The following is a 14396-nucleotide window of genomic DNA, read 5'->3' on the forward strand; positions in this document are numbered from 1 at the left end:
CACTTCTGGATCATGGACCTGCGGCAGCTCGAGCACTTCGTCACCGTGGCCGAGGAGCGGCACTTCACCCGCGCCTCGGAACGGCTGTTCATCTCCCAGTCCGGGCTGTCCGCGTCGATCAGGGCACTCGAGAAGGAGCTCGACGCGGAGCTGTTCGACCGCAACACCCGCCGGGTCGAGCTGACCGACGCGGGACAGGCGCTGCTCGAGGAGTCGCGACGGACCCTCGCGAGCGTGGTGGCTGCGCGGGATGCCGTCGCCGCAGTCCAGGGCCTGCGACGGGGCCGACTGCGGGTCGGGACCGAGCAGTGCCTGGGTGCGGTCGACGTGCCCAGGGAGCTCGCCACCTTCCATTCCGCGCACCCCGGCGTCGAGCTGGTGGTCCAGCAGGCGGGGTCGGCCCGGTTGGTCGACGAGGTGCACACCGGACGTCTTGACATCGCCTTCGTCGCAGGGTCGGCCGGCGCTCCTGACGACGTGAGGTTCGAGCGGCTCGAGAGCGAACCCATGACCGTGGTCTGCCGACCCGAGCACGGCTTGACCCGCGCCAAGCGGCTGGGGTGGAAGGCGCTGGGCGGTGAGACGTTCGTCGACTTCAACACCGACTGGGGCTCCCGGCAGGTGGCCGACCGGGCCTTTGCGGCGGCAGGAGTCGCCCGGCGGATCGCCTCGGAGGTCAATGACGTCCACACCTTGCTCGACCTCGTCGAGCACGGCCTGGGCATCGCCGTCGTGCCCAAGCACATCGCCGCCAAGAAGGCTGGGAAGCTGATCGCCGTGCCGCTGCCCGCGGATGCGCCGACCTGGGACGTCACCATCGCGCTGCCGGCCAGCGCCACCACCGCCGCCGGCGAGATCTTCCTGGCACCCATCCGCCAACGGTTCCACCCCTGAGGGACGGGCTGACCGAAGATCCAGCGGGGCACTCACGCGGCTGAGCCCGTGTCGCGCCGTGCCGTGTCGGTGGCTGATGGGATGGTCCTGTCCATGGAACTCGTGGGCATCCTCATCCTCGGCCTGGTCGTCGGCGCAGCCGCCGGCTGGTGGAGCGCGCGCGGGTCCGCCTCCGCCGCCCTGGCGTCGGCGCGCACCGAGGCCGACCTCCTGCGTGAGCGCGTGGTCGACCTCGAGGCCGCGGTCTCCGACGACGCCCAGACCGCAGCGGCCCTCCTGCCCCTCCGCGACGCCCTCGTGCGGGTCGAGCAGCAGGTCGGCACGCTCGAGCGTGACCGCACCAGCCAGTTCGCGGCGCTCGAGACGACGATGGCGGCGGTGCACGAGTCGACCACCGCCCTGGGTCGCCAGACCCAGTCGCTGGCCGGTTCGCTCAACTCCTCGACCGTGCGGGGGGCCTGGGGTGAGGTCCAGCTGCGACGGGTGCTCGAGCACGCCGGCATGCTCGCGCGGTGCGACTTCGACGAGCAGGTGTGCCGCGTGAGCCGGCACCAGCGCCAGGTGCGCCCCGACGTCGTGGTGCGCCTGCCCGGCGACAAGTACCTCGTCATCGACGCCAAGGCCCCGATGGGTGCCTTCCTCGGCGCCCAGGCCGACGACGTCCCGGCCGGTGAGCGCAAGGAGCTCCTCCGGTCGCACGCCGCGTCGCTCAAGTCGCACGTGACGTCGCTGGCCGCCAAGGACTACTGGACTGCCTTCGACAACTCTCCCGAGATGGTGGTCTGCTTCGTCCCCAGCGACGCCATGCTCGCTGCGGCCCTGTCGGCCGACCCGGCCCTGCACGAGGACGCCATGTCCCGCCGCGTGGTGCTCGTCGGTCCGGGCTCGCTGCTCGCGCTGCTGCGGACCGTGGCGTTCACGTGGCAGCAGGATGCCCTGACGGCGCACGCCCGCGAGGTGATGACCCTCGGGCGCGACCTCTACGACCGGCTGGGCACGCTGGGCAGCCACACGATGCGCATGGGCACCGCCCTGCAGCGCTCGGTCGAGGCCTACAACCAGATGGTCGGGGCCCTCGAGTCGCGGGTGCTGGTGTCAGCGCGGCGGATGCACGAGGCAGGGATCGTCGAGCGGCCACTGCCCACCCCGCTGCCGCTCGAGACCGGCCCGCGGGTGCTGACGGCGATGGAGCTGATCGAGGCCGCCACGGCCGACGCCGAGCGACCTCAGCTGGACTTCGACGACGTCGAGATCCCGCCGAGGTGGACCGGCAGGGAGTCGACCGCGTAGACGATCGACTGGTCGCGGAACTGCAGGCTTTCCGGGGCTGCGGCGAGCGCCAGCTCCGGGAAGCGGCGGACCAGTCGGGGGAAGGCGATCCGCAGCTCGAGCCGGGCCAGCTCGGCTCCGACGCAGCGGTGGAAGCCGTACCCGAATGCCACGTGCGGTGACGGCGGGCGGTTGGGGTCGAAGGTGCCCAGGTCGGGACCGATCCGGTGGTCGCGATCCGCCCGGCTCAGGGCTGCGATGACCACGTCGCCCTTGTGGATCGTCTTGCCGAAGAGGTCGAGGTCTTCCTTGGCGAACCGCGGGAAGGCGATCTGCACGACGCTGAGGTAGCGCAGCATCTCCTCCACGACCCGGTCGATGGAGCTGTCGTCGTCGCGGACGAGCTCGAAGTGCTTGCGGTCGCGCAGCAGCACCAGCGACCCCAGGGCCAGCATGCTGGCGGTCGTCTCGTAGCCGCCGGTGAAGACGCCGTCGGCGAGCCCGGCGACCTCCTCGTCGCTGACCTCGTCGCCCACCGCAGCGAGGATCCGGCCCAGGAGCCCGTCGCCCGGGTCGACCCGCTGCTTGCGGGTGGCGTCGAGCAGGAAGAGCTGGCTCTGCGAGATGGCGCCGAAGGCACCCGCACCCCCGGCCGTGACGTCGAAGCGGGCGTGGCTCAGCGTGCGGAAGCGCTCACGGTCCTCCACGGGAAGACCGAGCAGCTCACAGATGACGAGGAACGGGATGGGGAAGGCGAAGTCCTCGACGAGGTCGACGACCGGGCCGTTCGCCTCCATCCGGTCGAGCTGGTCATCGACGATGGCCTCGATCCTCGGAGCCAGCCGGTTGATGCGGCGCATGGTGAACTCGGGCGTGAGCAGGGCCCGCAGTCGGGTGTGCTCGGGCGGGTCGGTGAAACCCAGCCCGCCCACGCTGGCTCCTGCCGCGCCGACGTACGGCCGGATGTCGTTGCTGAACCTGCGCTGGTCGGCCAGGACGGCTTTGGCCTCCTCGTGGCCCGACACCAGCCAGATGTTCATGCCGAACATGTGCGCGAGCCGGTGGACCGGCTCCGGGGCGGTCGTCCCGATCCGGTGCACCGGATCGAGGCCGGAGCGCCGCAGCGGGCGGAGCAGGCGGCGGGGCACGGCGTCGAGGCTCGAGAGGTCGACCGGGCCGCCGCCCGTGGCACGGGCGATGAGCCGCTGCGTGAGGCGCGCCCGCGCAGAGGTCAAGCCGATCATGGGTCAGACGGTACCCGCGTGGCGTCGTCGCGACGGACAGGCTCCCTAGATCCGGGTGCGCGTCGCGACCGACGCCTCCCGCACCAACCCCCGACTCCTGGCCACCCATCCCGCACCAACGCCCGAAATGCGCTACCTGGAGACGCACTGGTGGCCAGAAGTCGGAGGCCTCCGCGACCTCACGAAACCCACCGTCAGTGGAGTGAGCCGGCCTCTTCGAACGCTCCGTCGTGGCGCATCTTGTCGCTCAGCCCACGGGCCTTGAGGTCCCTGCGGATCTCGTTGGGCAGCGAGAAGAGCAGGCTCTCCTCGGCAGCCACGACGGGCTTCACGTCGGCGTAGCCCCGCTCGCCGAGGTACGTGAGCACGTCCCGGACCAGCAGCTCGGGGACCGACGCCCCGGAGGTCACCCCCACCGTGGAGACGCCCTCGAGCCACGCCTCGTCGATCTCGTCGGCGTAGTCGACCAGGTGGCCGGCGCGGGACCCGTGCTCGATCGCGACCTCGACGAGCCGCACCGAGTTGGACGAGTTGCGCGAGCCCACGACGATCATCAGGTCGCACTCCGGCGCCATCTGCTTCACGGCCAGCTGACGGTTCTGGGTCGCATAGCAGATGTCGTCGCTGGGCGGGTCCTGCAGGGACGGGAACCGCTCGCGCAGCCGCCGCACCGTCTCCATCGTCTCGTCGACCGACAGCGTCGTCTGCGAGAGCCAGACGACCTTCTCCGGGTCGCGGACGGTGACGTTGGCGACGTCGTCGGGGCCGTCGACCAGGGTGATGTGCTCAGGAGCCTCGCCCGAGGTGCCGACGACCTCTTCGTGCCCCTCGTGGCCGATCAGCAGGATGTCGAAGTCGTCGTTGGCGAACCGGACCGCCTCGCGGTGCACCTTGGTGACCAGCGGGCAGGTCGCGTCGATCGTCTTCAGGCTGAGGGCCTTGGCCTCCTCGTGGACGACCGGGGCGACCCCGTGGGCGGAGAAGATGACGGTCGCGCCCTCGGGCACCTCGTCGGTCTCCTCGACGAAGATCGCGCCACGCTTCTCGAGCGTGGTGACGACGTGCTTGTTGTGCACGATCTCCTTGCGCACGTAGACCGGGGGCCCATAGAGCTCGAGGGCCTTCTCGACGGTCACGACGGCCCGGTCGACGCCCGCGCAGTACCCCCGCGGGGCGGCCAGCAGCACGCGCTTGGTGGCCTGGTCAGTCGTCTGGGTCATGGCTCCATCGTAGGTGGCCGTCGCCGGCCACCCCAATCCGCGGGCGGGGTGTGCCGCGTGGTCACCACGCGGCATACCCCGCCCCGGGCGCCAGCTCAGAGGGAGTGCGGCCCGAAGCGCTGCCAGGCCACGAACGCCGCGAGCAGCCCCAGGACGACGTTGACCGGCACCACCTGCGGCTCCTTGCGGCGCAGGTGGGTGACCACCGCCAGCACCTGCACCACGACGAGCCCCGTCGCGGCCAGCGGCGTCAGCCAGGCCGCGATCCCCGTGGCGGCGGGGAGGACCAGCCCGATCGCGCCGAGCAGCTCCATCACGCCGATGAACCGCACGGCGCGGTCGGAGAAATCCTCGACCCACGGCATCGTGCCTTCCAGCGCGCGACCCCGGGTCGACTTCAGCGCGCCGGCCACTCCGAAGGCGACGGCCAGGATGATCTGCACGATCCACAGCACGGTGTTCATGGTTTCCCTCACGGTCCCGGAAGTGGAGGCCATCCTCCACTCTCTCCGTGCGGGAAACCATCGATGTGGAGGATGTATTCCACTTACCTCGAGCCCACCTATGCTGGGCCGATGCCGAGCACACCGGAGTGCGAGTCGCGACACCTGCGCGCGGACGCCGAGCTCAACCGGAGCCGGATCCTCGCCGCCGCCCAGCAGGTCTTCGGTGAGCAGGGGGTGTCCGCGCCGCTGAGTGAGGTCGCCGCCCGCGCCGGCGTCGGGATCGCGACGCTCTACCGCCGCTTCCCCGACCGTGCCGCCCTGGTCAGCGAGGCCTTCGAGGACGCCTTCGACCGCTACGACGCCAGCGCCGACCAGGCCCTCGCGGAGGACGACCCGTGGGAGGGGTTCGCGGGGCTCGCGGAGCGGATGGGCGCCCTGCAGGCGGAGAACCTCGGGTTCGCCCACCTCATCCAGTCGTCGATGCCGATGGGTCGGACCGGGACCAGCGCCCGCGAGCGCAGCTACCGCAAGGTGCTCGAGGTGATCCGGCGCGCGAAGGAGGCCGGGGTGCTGCGCGACGACTTCAGCCCCGAGGACCTGCCGATCCTTTCGTTCGCCCTCGCGGGGGTGATCGAGACGACCCGCGACGACCTGCCCGACGCCTGGCGACGCCACGTGGCGCTGTTCCTCGACGGCTGCCGCCCTGCCGGCAGCAGGCCCGACGGCCGGCGCCACAGACCGTCCGCGCTGCCGCCGGCAGCGGAGCCGGCCGGTCTCCAGCGCGCCATGCTGCGCTCGTCCCGTCGGCGGCAAGGTCGTGGGTCGCGCTCCGGTGACGGGCCCACCTCCTAGAGTGGACGCGTGAGCGGCCCAGACCAGCGCCCGGCGCTGCCCGAGAAGGCCGCCGACACCTCGGCGGAGTCGCCGTGGCCGGTGCGGCTGCTGAGCATGCGCATCGCCGAGTACGTCGAGAAGATGTCGGTGCTCTGGGTCGAGGGGCAGGTCGTCCAGCTCACCCGCCGCCCCGGCCAGCGCACCGCCTACCTCACCCTGCGCGACCCCGATGTCGACATGTCCCTCTCGGTCGCGATCCAGGTCAACGCCCTCGACGCGATGGCGACGCCCCTGACCCAGGGAGCGCGGGTCGTCCTCCAGGCCAAGCCGGTCTTCTGGACCCAGCGTGGCTCGTTGATGCTCGACGCCCGCCAGATCCGGCCCGTGGGCGTGGGCGAGCTCCTCGCGCGGGTCGAGCACCTCAAGCGGACCCTCGCCGCAGAGGGCCTGTTCGACCCCGAGCGCAAGAAGCCGTTGCCGTTCCTGCCCCGCACCGTCGGGCTGGTCTGTGGGCGGGCGGGGGCCGCGGAGAAGGACGTCGTCGAGAACGCCCGTCGCCGCTGGCCCACGGTCCGCTTTGAGATCCGTGAGGTCGCCGTGCAGGGCGGCAACGCGGTGCAGGAGGTGATGGCCGCGCTCCAGGAGCTCGACGGGCGGCCCGACGTCGACGTCATCGTGATCGCGCGTGGGGGCGGCTCGGTCGAGGACCTCCTCCCGTTCAGCAACGAGGCCCTGGTGCGCGCGGTCGCCGCCACCCGCACCCCCGTCGTCTCGGCGATCGGCCACGACGTCGACACTCCCCTGCTCGACCACGTGGCTGACTGGCGTGCCTCCACGCCCACCGACGCGGGCAAGCGGGTGGTGCCCGACGCGCAGGCCGAGCGGCACGGCATACGCCACTCGCGCGACCGAGGGCGGCGCGCGCTGCACGCGCGGATCGCCAGCGAGCGACGGCACCTCATCGCGCTGCGCTCGCGCCCGGTGATGGCCCGCCCGGCGGCGATGATCGACGCCCGTCGCCAGGAGCTCGACGCCCTGACCGACCGGGCCCACCGTCGCGTCCTCGCCTCGGTCCACCGGGCGGCCGACCAGGTCGCCCACCTGCGTGCGCAGGTCAGCACCCTCTCGCCGTTGTCCACCCTCGAGCGTGGGTATGCCGTCGTGCAGCACCGCGACGGGCGGGTCGTCATGGACCGGGCCGACGTGACGGTCGACGAGGTGCTCCGCGTGCGCGTGGCGCGTGGCGACTTCGCCGCGAGCGTCGTCGGCCTGCCCGGCAGCTCCGGTTAGGCTCCTCCACCATGGCCAAGGGAGCAGAGAAGGCGACACCCGCCGTCGAGACCGACCGCACCGTCGAGACGGACGGCGCGTTCGACGACATCGCGGAGCTGTCCTACGAGCAGGCCCGCGACGAGCTGATCAGCGTGGTCGCCCAGCTCGAGGGTGGCCAGCTCGGGCTCGAGGAGAGCATGCGCCTGTGGCAGCGGGGCGAGGCGCTGGCGGCCCACTGCAGCACCTGGCTCGACGGCGCCGAGGCCGCCCTCGCCCAGGACGACCCCGAGGACTGAGGCCCGGCCGGGGCTGCCCGACCCGGATGGTCCTGCGCAGGTCAGCTGGTCGGGACGGGACGGAGCGTCTCGGCGAAGGCCGTCAGCTCGTCGAACGTGCCGGTGCCGGTCACGATCGTCGTGAGCTCGGAAGCGGTCTCCGCGCGGTGGACGAGGCTGTTCTGCACCTTGCCGCTGCGGACGTAGGTGCCCCACGTCTGGCCCGCCACCTGCACCTCACCGGTCTTGGCGGCGCGGTTGGTCTGCGCCGACACCCACTCGTCGGTGGCGTCCTTGGTCTGCTCGATCGCGACGTAGTTGCCGGTCGGCGACTGGTAGCCGGCGTGCCAGGTCATCAGGCCACCGGTGGAGCGGACGTAGCGCACGCTCGTGGCCTTCCACCCGTCCGGCAGCGCCTCGGGCCGGTCGATCGGCCAGCCGCTCGTGCGCGCCATCTCGACCGAGGTCCCGGCCACGTCGACGGGCGGCTGCGAGACGCTGTTGACCCGGGGCACGATGGCGATGAGGGCGGCCACGATCACGCCGATCACCACGAGCGACCGGACCATGTTGGCCACGGAGCCGTTGGCGTAGGAACTGCGGGGGGCGGGCGTGCTCACGCTCCCATCGTCCACGACCGGGGCACCCCGGCGCCAACCGCCCCCACCACCGATAGGCTTCGGGCGCTCACCCGCCGTCGCGTGAAGGATCCATCGCATGTCCGAGCAGCACCTCCCCTCGTCCTTGCGCGTCGGCGTCGAGGCGCCCGACCGCAACCTCGCCCTCGAGCTGGTGCGGGTGACCGAGGCGGCCGCGATGGCCGGCGGCCGCTGGGTCGGCCGGGGCGACAAGAACGGCGCCGATGGGGCCGCGGTCGAGGCCATGCGCGCCCTGATCAGCACGGTCTCGATGAAGGGTGTCGTCGTCATCGGCGAGGGCGAGAAGGACGACGCCCCGATGCTCTACAACGGCGAGGAGGTCGGCGACGGCAACGGTCCGGAGTGCGACGTCGCCGTCGACCCGATCGACGGCACGACGCTGACCGCGAAGGGACAGTCCAACGCCGTGTCGGTGCTCGCGGTGTCCGATCGCGGCAGCATGTACGACCCGTCCGCGGTCTTCTACATGGACAAGCTCGTGACCGGTCCGGAGGCGGCCGACGTCGTCGACATCCGCCTGCCCGTTGCCGAGAACATCAAGCGGATCGCCAAGGCCAAGAAGGAGACGGTCGAGGACGTCACGGTCGTCATGCTCGACCGCCCCCGACACCAGGAGCTCGCCGACGAGGTGCGCGACGCCGGGGCGCGGCTGCGGTTCATCTCCGACGGTGACGTCGCCGGCGCGATCATGGCGGCCCGCGACGACACCGGCATCGACCTGCTACTGGGGATCGGCGGCACCCCCGAGGGCATCATCACCGCCTGCGCCATCAAGTGCCTCGGCGGGGTCATCCAGGGTCGGCTGTGGCCGCAGGACGACGACGAGCGCCAGCGCGCCCTCGACGCCGGGCACGACCTGGACCGCGTGCTGTCGACCGACGACCTCGTCACCGGCGAGAACTGCTTCTTCGTGGCCACCGGCATCACCGACGGCGAGCTGCTCAAGGGTGTCCGCTACCGCGCGGGAGGGGCCACGACCCACTCCCTGGTGATGCGCTCCAAGTCGGGCACGATCCGGCTCATCGAGAGCCACCACCAGCTGGCCAAGCTGCGTGCCTACTCCTCCGTGGACTTCGACCGCGCCGGCCCGGGCGGTGCCTCGTGACCCGCCTGCTCGTCGTCGGCGAGGCTCTGGTCGACATCGTCGCCGAGCCGTCCGGGGAGCGCACCGAGCACGTCGGCGGGAGCCCGGCCAACGTGGCCATGGGCCTGGCGCGACTGGGGCACGACGTCGACTTCGCGGGCTGGCTCGGCCGCGACGAGCGGGGCGAGCGGATCTCCGCCCACCTCGCCGACCACGGCGTCCACGTCCTGCCGGAGAGCTTCGGTGACGACCCGACGTCGACCGCCGTGGCGACCCTCGACGACACCGGCGCCGCGTCCTACGACTTCGACCTGCACTGGAACCTGCCGACGATCGCGCTGCCCGAGGGCACCGGGCACGTCCACACCGGGTCGATCGCCACGGTCCTGCTCCCCGGTGCGGCCAGCGTCACCGCGGCCCTCGAGGCCGTGCGGTCGCAGGGCACGGTCTCCTACGACCCCAACATCCGCCCCAGCATCATGGGCGACCTCGACCCGGTGCGAGCCCGGGTCGAGGAGCTGGTGGCCCTCAGCGACGTGGTCAAGGCGAGCGAGGACGACCTCGCCCTCCTGTATGCCGGTCAGTCACCCGAGCAGGTCATGGCGGCGTGGGTGGGTCTCGGGGCCGGCATCGCCGTGGTGACCCTCGGCGCCGACGGTGTCGCCTACCGGGTGTCCGGCGACGACACGGTCGCCCGCGCCGACACCCGGGCCGAGCAGGTCGTCGACACCGTGGGGGCGGGTGACTCGTTCATGGCCGGGCTGGTCTCCGGACTCGTGGCCGCCGGACTGCTGGGTGACCCGGGTGCGCGCGAGCGGCTGCGCACCGCGACACTGGAGGAGGTCCGGCCCGCCGTCGAGCGCGGCCTGGCCACCAGTGCTGTGACCGTCGGCCGGGCCGGCGCGTACGCCCCCGCACTGGACGAGCTGTAGAGCTCGAGCTGTAAGAGCAGTAGCCCCGAAGACAGGAGCACGACGAGCCGATGGCCGAGTTCGAGTACGAAGACCTGCTGCCGACCGGTCCGGACCAGACCGAGTACCGGCTGCTGACCACCGAGGGCGTCTCCACGGTCGAGGGTCCCGGCGGCCGCACCTTCCTCCAGGTCGAGCCCGAGGCACTGCGCACGCTGACCGAGACGGCGATGCACGACATCGCGCACTACCTGCGTCCGGCACACCTGGCCCAGCTCCGCCGGATCATCGACGACCCGGAGGCCAGCAACAACGACAAGTTCGTGGCGCTCGACCTGCTCAAGAACGCCAACATCGCGGCGGGCGGCGTGCTGCCCATGTGCCAGGACACCGGCACCGCGATCATCATGGGCAAGCGTGGCCAGCAGGTCCTGACCTCGGGCTCCGACGAGCGGGCCCTCGCCGAGGGCGTCTACGACGCGTACACCCGGCTCAACCTGCGCTACTCGCAGATGGCCCCCATCACGACCTGGGAGGAGAAGAACACCGGCTCCAACCTCCCGGCCCAGATCGAGCTCTACGCCGACACCGCCGAGGGGCACGAGACGGCATACAAGTTCCTCTTCATGGCCAAGGGCGGCGGCAGCGCCAACAAGTCGTTCCTCTACCAGGAGACCAAGGCGGTCCTGAACCCCGAGCGCATGCTGGCCTTCCTCGACGAGAAGCTGCGCAGCCTCGGCACCTCGGCCTGCCCGCCCTACCACCTGGCCATCGTCATCGGCGGCACCAGCGCCGAGTTCGCCCTGAAGACGGCGAAGTACGCGTCGGCCAAGTACCTCGACGAGCTGCCCCGCCAGGGGTCGATCACCGCACACGGCTTCCGCGACACCGAGCTGGAGGAGCAGGTCCTCGAGCTGACCCGCAACTTCGGGATCGGGGCGCAGTTCGGCGGCAAGTACTTCTGCCACGACGTGCGGGTGGTCCGTCTCTCCCGGCACGGCGCCTCGCTGCCGATCGCGATCGCGGTCTCGTGCTCGGCCGACCGGCAGGCGCTCGGCAAGATCACTCCCGAGGGCGTCTTCATCGAGGTGCTCGAGAAGGACCCGGCGCGGTTCCTGCCCGAGACCACCGACGAGCACCTCGAGGACGAGGGCGACGACGTCGTGCGCATCGACCTCAACCGGCCGATGGACGAGATCCGCGCCGAGCTCACCAAGTACCCGGTGAAGACCCGGCTGTCGCTGTCCGGACCGCTGGTGGTCGCCCGCGACATCGCGCACGCCAAGATCAAGGAGCGGCTCGACGCCGGCGACGGCATGCCGCAGTACCTCAAGGACCACGCCGTCTACTACGCCGGTCCGGCCAAGACGCCCGAGGGCTACGCGAGCGGGTCGTTCGGCCCGACCACGGCTGGTCGGATGGACTCGTACGTCGACCAGTTCCAGGCCGCCGGCGGCTCGATGGTGATGCTCGCCAAGGGCAACCGCTCCAAGCAGGTCACCGACGCCTGCGACACCCACGGCGGCTTCTACCTCGGGTCGATCGGCGGTCCGGCGGCCCGGCTGGCGCAGGACTGCATCAAGTCGGTCGAGGTGCTCGAGTACCCCGAGCTCGGCATGGAGGCGGTCTGGAAGATCGAGGTCGAGGACTTCCCGGCGTTCATCGTCGTCGACGACAAGGGCAACGACTTCTTCGCCTCGACGATCAAGCCGATGGCCATGTCCATCCCCAAGCGCCCCGGACTACTGTGAGCGAGGACCACGCTGTGAGCGAGAACCCAACGACCGCAGGCGATTTCGACGACTTGCTCGACGCCAACCGCACCTATGCGTCGACCGACTTCGCGACGGGTGGCTTCGACGGCATCGCGCACGCCGGCGTCGCCATCGTCACGTGCATGGACTCCCGGATCGACCCGCTGCGACTGCTCGGGCTCAAGCCCGGCGATGCCAAGATCTTCCGCAACCCCGGTGGCCGCGTGACCGCCAACGCCCTCGAGGCGCTGGTCCTCGGCGTGCACCTGCTCGGGGTCGAGCGGATCCTCATCGTGCCCCACACCCGCTGCGCCATGGCGAGCAACACCGAGGCCGAGCTGCGCGAGCGGGTCGGCGCCTCGGCCGGCCAGGACGCGTCGTGGCAGGGGTTCCACGTCATCGACAACCAGCGCGAGGCCCTGATGGCCGACGTGCGAGCCGTGCGCTCGCACCCACTGATCGGCGACCAGGTCCCGGTCGGCGGGTTCATCTACGACGTCGACACGGGGCTGCTCGAGCAGCTGGTCTGAGCGGCCGCGCGCCGACGCAGACGCGGGGTATGCCGGGTGGTGACCACCCGGCATACCCCGCGTCGCGTCGTGGGCGCGTCGGCGGTCTACGCCGTCAGGCGAGGGCGACGGTGACGTCGATGTTGCCGCGGGTCGCCTTGGAGTAGGGGCACCGCTCGTGCGCCGCGTCGACCAGCTGCTGGGCGGTGCCGCGGTCGAGGCCGGGCACCTCCGCGACCAGCGCGACCGCGAGACCGACACCCGTGTCGGTCTTCCCGAGGGTCACCGTGGCCGTGACGGTGGAGTCGGAGGTGTCCAGCCCCATCGCCGTGGCCACCGAGTTGAGGGCGTTGCCGAAGCAGGCGGCATACCCGGCGGCGAAGAGGGTCTCGGGGTTGGCCTTGGGGTTGGCCTTGCTGCCGGGCTTGCCGAGCTTGAGGTGGACGACGCCGTCCGCGCTCGTGACGTGCCCGGCCCGGCCACCCTGGGCGGTGGCGGCGATCGAGTAGAGCGGTTCGGTCAGGGACTCGTGGGGCATCAGCGGGGCTCGCATTCGGTGGGGCGACGGATGAGGACATCCTCGGGGCGGATGCCGCTCAGGACAACGGGGGCGGTGCATCCGTGATTCCAGAACGGCCCCATCACCCGCTCGTCCTAGGCTGTGACGATGCCGACACCGGTGCGCCACCTCGTCATCGGCGGCGGGATCATCGGGCTCACCGTGGCCGAACGGCTGTGCCGCGAGCATCCCGGTGCCGACGTCACCGTGGTCGAGAAGGAGTCGACCTGGGCCACCCACCAGACCGGCCGCAACAGCGGGGTCATCCACTCGGGCCTCTACTACCCGCCGGGCTCGCTCAAGGCAGCCTTCTGCCGCGCCGGGGCGGCCTCGCTCACCACCTTCGCCCGGGAGGAGGGCATCCCCCACGAGATCTGCGGCAAGCTCGTCGTGGCGACCAGGGCCGACGAGCTGCCCGGACTCGACCGGTTGCACCAGCGCGGCCTGGCCCACGGACTCGCCGTCACCCGGCTCACCCGCGACGAGGCCCGCGCGCACGAACCCCACGTCGACGCCCTCGCCGCACTGCACGTCCCCGAGACCGGAATCATCGACTACCCCGCCGTGTGCGCGGCGCTGGTGCGCCGACTCGAGCGAGCCGGTGCCACCCTGCTGCTCGACACCGAGGTCCTGGGCCTGGGCAGCGGCGCGGGCCTGGGCGGTGTCGTGGGAGGTGTCGTGGGCGCTCGGGGAGCCGGGGGCATCGTCGTGCGGACCAGCCGCGGCGACCTGCGGGCCGACCTGGTCGTCTCGTGCGCGGGCCTGCAGGCCGACCTGGTGGCGCGACGGCTCGGCCACCGGCCCTCGGCGCGGATCGTCCCCTTCCGGGGCGAGTACTTCGAGCTGCGTCCCGAGGCGACCCACCTGGTCAGGCACCTGGTCTACCCCGTGCCCGACCCCGACTTCCCGTTCCTCGGCGTCCACCTCACCCGCGGCACCGACGGGCACGTCCACGCCGGCCCCAACGCGGTGCTGGCCCTGGCCCGCGAGGGGTACGACTGGCGCACCGTGCGCTGGCCCGACCTGCGCGAGACCCTGACCCACCCGGGCTTCTGGCGACTCGTGGCCCGGCACCACCGGGCCGGGGCCGCCGAGGTGGCGCGCTCCCTGTCCCGACACCGCTTCGGGGCGAGCCTGCGCCGGCTGGTGCCCGAGCTGCGTGACGACGACCTCGTGCCGGCCGCGGCCGGGGTGCGCGCCCAGGCCCTGCGGGCCGACGGTTCGTTGGTCGACGACTTCCTGATCGAGCGCGCCGGGTCGGTGGTCCACGTCCTCAACGCGCCGTCCCCGGCCGCCACGAGCGCCTTCGAGACCGCCCGCCACATCGTGCGCCTGCTCGACGAATCCGCCTGAGCCGCAACAACTTCCTCCCCGCCCAACTTTATCGGGTCAAGCAAGAAGCTTGACCTTCACCCCAGAACCGAAGTCGAGCGAAGGTCAACGTTCCCCCATGACCCGATAAAGCT

The 14396-nt window shown here is 71.6% G+C and carries 15 protein-coding genes; 10 read left to right on the forward strand and 5 right to left on the reverse strand.

Annotation, left to right across the window (positions count from 1 at the left end; translation table 11 throughout):
* Positions 1 to 12 precede the first annotated feature (12 nt).
* Both ASG95_RS16200 and ASG95_RS16205 read left to right on the forward strand, forming a co-directional pair.
* Positions 13 to 894: a LysR family transcriptional regulator gene (locus ASG95_RS16200; RefSeq protein ID WP_057378128.1), complete on the forward strand. Its 882-nt coding sequence runs from the start codon at positions 13 to 15 to the stop codon at positions 892 to 894.
* A 93-nt stretch (positions 895 to 987) separates the two neighbouring features.
* A complete protein-coding gene (locus tag ASG95_RS16205; RefSeq protein WP_082592710.1) occupies positions 988 to 2184 on the forward strand; it encodes a DNA recombination protein RmuC in 1197 nt (398 codons plus the stop codon).
* Here the strand turns inward: ASG95_RS16205 and ASG95_RS16210 are convergent.
* From ASG95_RS16210 to ASG95_RS16220, 3 genes are all read right to left on the reverse strand, one after another.
* Entirely contained in the window at positions 2121 to 3407 is a 1287-nt protein-coding gene (locus ASG95_RS16210) for a cytochrome P450 (protein WP_056923955.1), read from the reverse strand. The genes ASG95_RS16205 and ASG95_RS16210 overlap by 64 nt on opposite strands.
* A gap of 194 nt (positions 3408 to 3601) precedes the next feature.
* Entirely contained in the window at positions 3602 to 4627 is a 1026-nt protein-coding gene (locus tag ASG95_RS16215) for a 4-hydroxy-3-methylbut-2-enyl diphosphate reductase (protein ID WP_056923956.1), read from the reverse strand.
* A gap of 95 nt (positions 4628 to 4722) precedes the next feature.
* Positions 4723 to 5091: a DoxX family protein gene (locus tag ASG95_RS16220; protein WP_057378130.1), complete on the reverse strand. Its 369-nt coding sequence runs from the start codon at positions 5089 to 5091 to the stop codon at positions 4723 to 4725.
* A 111-nt stretch (positions 5092 to 5202) separates the two neighbouring features.
* On the opposite strand from ASG95_RS16220, the gene ASG95_RS16225 reads away from it, so the two are divergent.
* From ASG95_RS16225 to ASG95_RS16235, 3 genes are read left to right on the forward strand one after another with little or no spacing between them, the layout of a single operon-like run.
* Entirely contained in the window at positions 5203 to 5925 is a 723-nt protein-coding gene (locus ASG95_RS16225) for a TetR/AcrR family transcriptional regulator (protein WP_057378131.1), read from the forward strand.
* 9 nt (positions 5926 to 5934) lie between these two features.
* A complete protein-coding gene (xseA, locus tag ASG95_RS16230) occupies positions 5935 to 7197 on the forward strand; it encodes an exodeoxyribonuclease VII large subunit (RefSeq protein WP_057378132.1) in 1263 nt (420 codons plus the stop codon).
* An 11-nt stretch (positions 7198 to 7208) separates the two neighbouring features.
* Positions 7209 to 7475, forward strand: a complete 267-nt coding sequence (locus ASG95_RS16235; RefSeq protein WP_056923960.1) for an exodeoxyribonuclease VII small subunit — start codon at positions 7209 to 7211, stop codon at positions 7473 to 7475.
* A 41-nt stretch (positions 7476 to 7516) separates the two neighbouring features.
* On the opposite strand, the gene ASG95_RS16240 is transcribed toward ASG95_RS16235, so the two are convergent.
* Positions 7517 to 8074, reverse strand: a complete 558-nt coding sequence (locus ASG95_RS16240) for a DUF4245 domain-containing protein (protein ID WP_235543936.1) — start codon at positions 8072 to 8074, stop codon at positions 7517 to 7519.
* A gap of 97 nt (positions 8075 to 8171) precedes the next feature.
* Between ASG95_RS16240 and glpX the strand changes: the two genes are divergently transcribed.
* Genes glpX through ASG95_RS16260 form a run of 4 tightly spaced genes read left to right on the forward strand, consistent with a single transcriptional unit; the run spans position 8172 to position 12392 of the window.
* Positions 8172 to 9218 carry a class II fructose-bisphosphatase gene (glpX, locus tag ASG95_RS16245; RefSeq protein WP_057378134.1) on the forward strand — a complete coding sequence of 349 codons (1047 nt, stop codon included), beginning with the start codon at positions 8172 to 8174 and terminating at the stop codon, positions 9216 to 9218.
* Complete coding sequence (locus tag ASG95_RS16250; RefSeq protein ID WP_056923963.1) at positions 9215 to 10129, forward strand: carbohydrate kinase; 915 nt, start codon at positions 9215 to 9217, stop codon at positions 10127 to 10129. Before glpX ends, ASG95_RS16250 begins: the two co-directional genes overlap by 4 nt.
* A gap of 50 nt (positions 10130 to 10179) precedes the next feature.
* Positions 10180 to 11859 (forward strand): fumarate hydratase, encoded by a 1680-nt coding sequence (locus ASG95_RS16255; protein ID WP_057378135.1) that lies wholly within the window; start codon positions 10180 to 10182, stop codon positions 11857 to 11859.
* Between the two features lie 14 nt (positions 11860 to 11873).
* Positions 11874 to 12392 carry a carbonic anhydrase gene (locus tag ASG95_RS16260; RefSeq protein ID WP_056923965.1) on the forward strand — a complete coding sequence of 173 codons (519 nt, stop codon included), beginning with the start codon at positions 11874 to 11876 and terminating at the stop codon, positions 12390 to 12392.
* Positions 12393 to 12486: 94 nt separating this feature from the next.
* Here the strand turns inward: ASG95_RS16260 and ASG95_RS16265 are convergent, their stop codons facing one another.
* Entirely contained in the window at positions 12487 to 12909 is a 423-nt protein-coding gene (locus ASG95_RS16265) for an Ohr family peroxiredoxin (protein WP_056924248.1), read from the reverse strand.
* Positions 12910 to 13038: 129 nt separating this feature from the next.
* On the opposite strand from ASG95_RS16265, the gene lhgO reads away from it, so the two are divergent.
* Complete coding sequence (gene lhgO, locus ASG95_RS16270) at positions 13039 to 14283, forward strand: L-2-hydroxyglutarate oxidase (RefSeq protein ID WP_057378953.1); 1245 nt, start codon at positions 13039 to 13041, stop codon at positions 14281 to 14283.
* Positions 14284 to 14396: the final 113 nt, after the last annotated feature.

The sequence above is a fragment of the Phycicoccus sp. Soil803 genome (assembly GCF_001429685.1).
Taxonomy (GTDB): Bacteria; Actinomycetota; Actinomycetes; order Actinomycetales; family Dermatophilaceae; genus Pedococcus.

Excerpts from the sequence above, each read along its gene's own strand:
- ASG95_RS16200 (WP_057378128.1), top strand. The coding sequence starts at position 13 with ATGGACCTGCGGCAGCTCGAGCACTTCGTCACCGTGGCCGAGGAGCGG.
- ASG95_RS16205 (WP_082592710.1), top strand. The coding sequence starts at position 988 with ATGGAACTCGTGGGCATCCTCATCCTCGGCCTGGTCGTCGGCGCAGCC.
- ASG95_RS16210 (WP_056923955.1), bottom strand. The coding sequence starts at position 3,407 with ATGATCGGCTTGACCTCTGCGCGGGCGCGCCTCACGCAGCGGCTCATC.
- ASG95_RS16215 (WP_056923956.1), bottom strand. The coding sequence starts at position 4,627 with ATGACCCAGACGACTGACCAGGCCACCAAGCGCGTGCTGCTGGCCGCC.
- ASG95_RS16220 (WP_057378130.1), bottom strand. The coding sequence starts at position 5,091 with ATGAACACCGTGCTGTGGATCGTGCAGATCATCCTGGCCGTCGCCTTC.
- ASG95_RS16225 (WP_057378131.1), top strand. The coding sequence starts at position 5,203 with ATGCCGAGCACACCGGAGTGCGAGTCGCGACACCTGCGCGCGGACGCC.
- ASG95_RS16235 (WP_056923960.1), top strand. The coding sequence starts at position 7,209 with ATGGCCAAGGGAGCAGAGAAGGCGACACCCGCCGTCGAGACCGACCGC.
- glpX (WP_057378134.1), top strand. The coding sequence starts at position 8,172 with ATGTCCGAGCAGCACCTCCCCTCGTCCTTGCGCGTCGGCGTCGAGGCG.
- ASG95_RS16255 (WP_057378135.1), top strand. The coding sequence starts at position 10,180 with ATGGCCGAGTTCGAGTACGAAGACCTGCTGCCGACCGGTCCGGACCAG.
- ASG95_RS16265 (WP_056924248.1), bottom strand. The coding sequence starts at position 12,909 with ATGCCCCACGAGTCCCTGACCGAACCGCTCTACTCGATCGCCGCCACC.
- lhgO (WP_057378953.1), top strand. The coding sequence starts at position 13,039 with ATGCCGACACCGGTGCGCCACCTCGTCATCGGCGGCGGGATCATCGGG.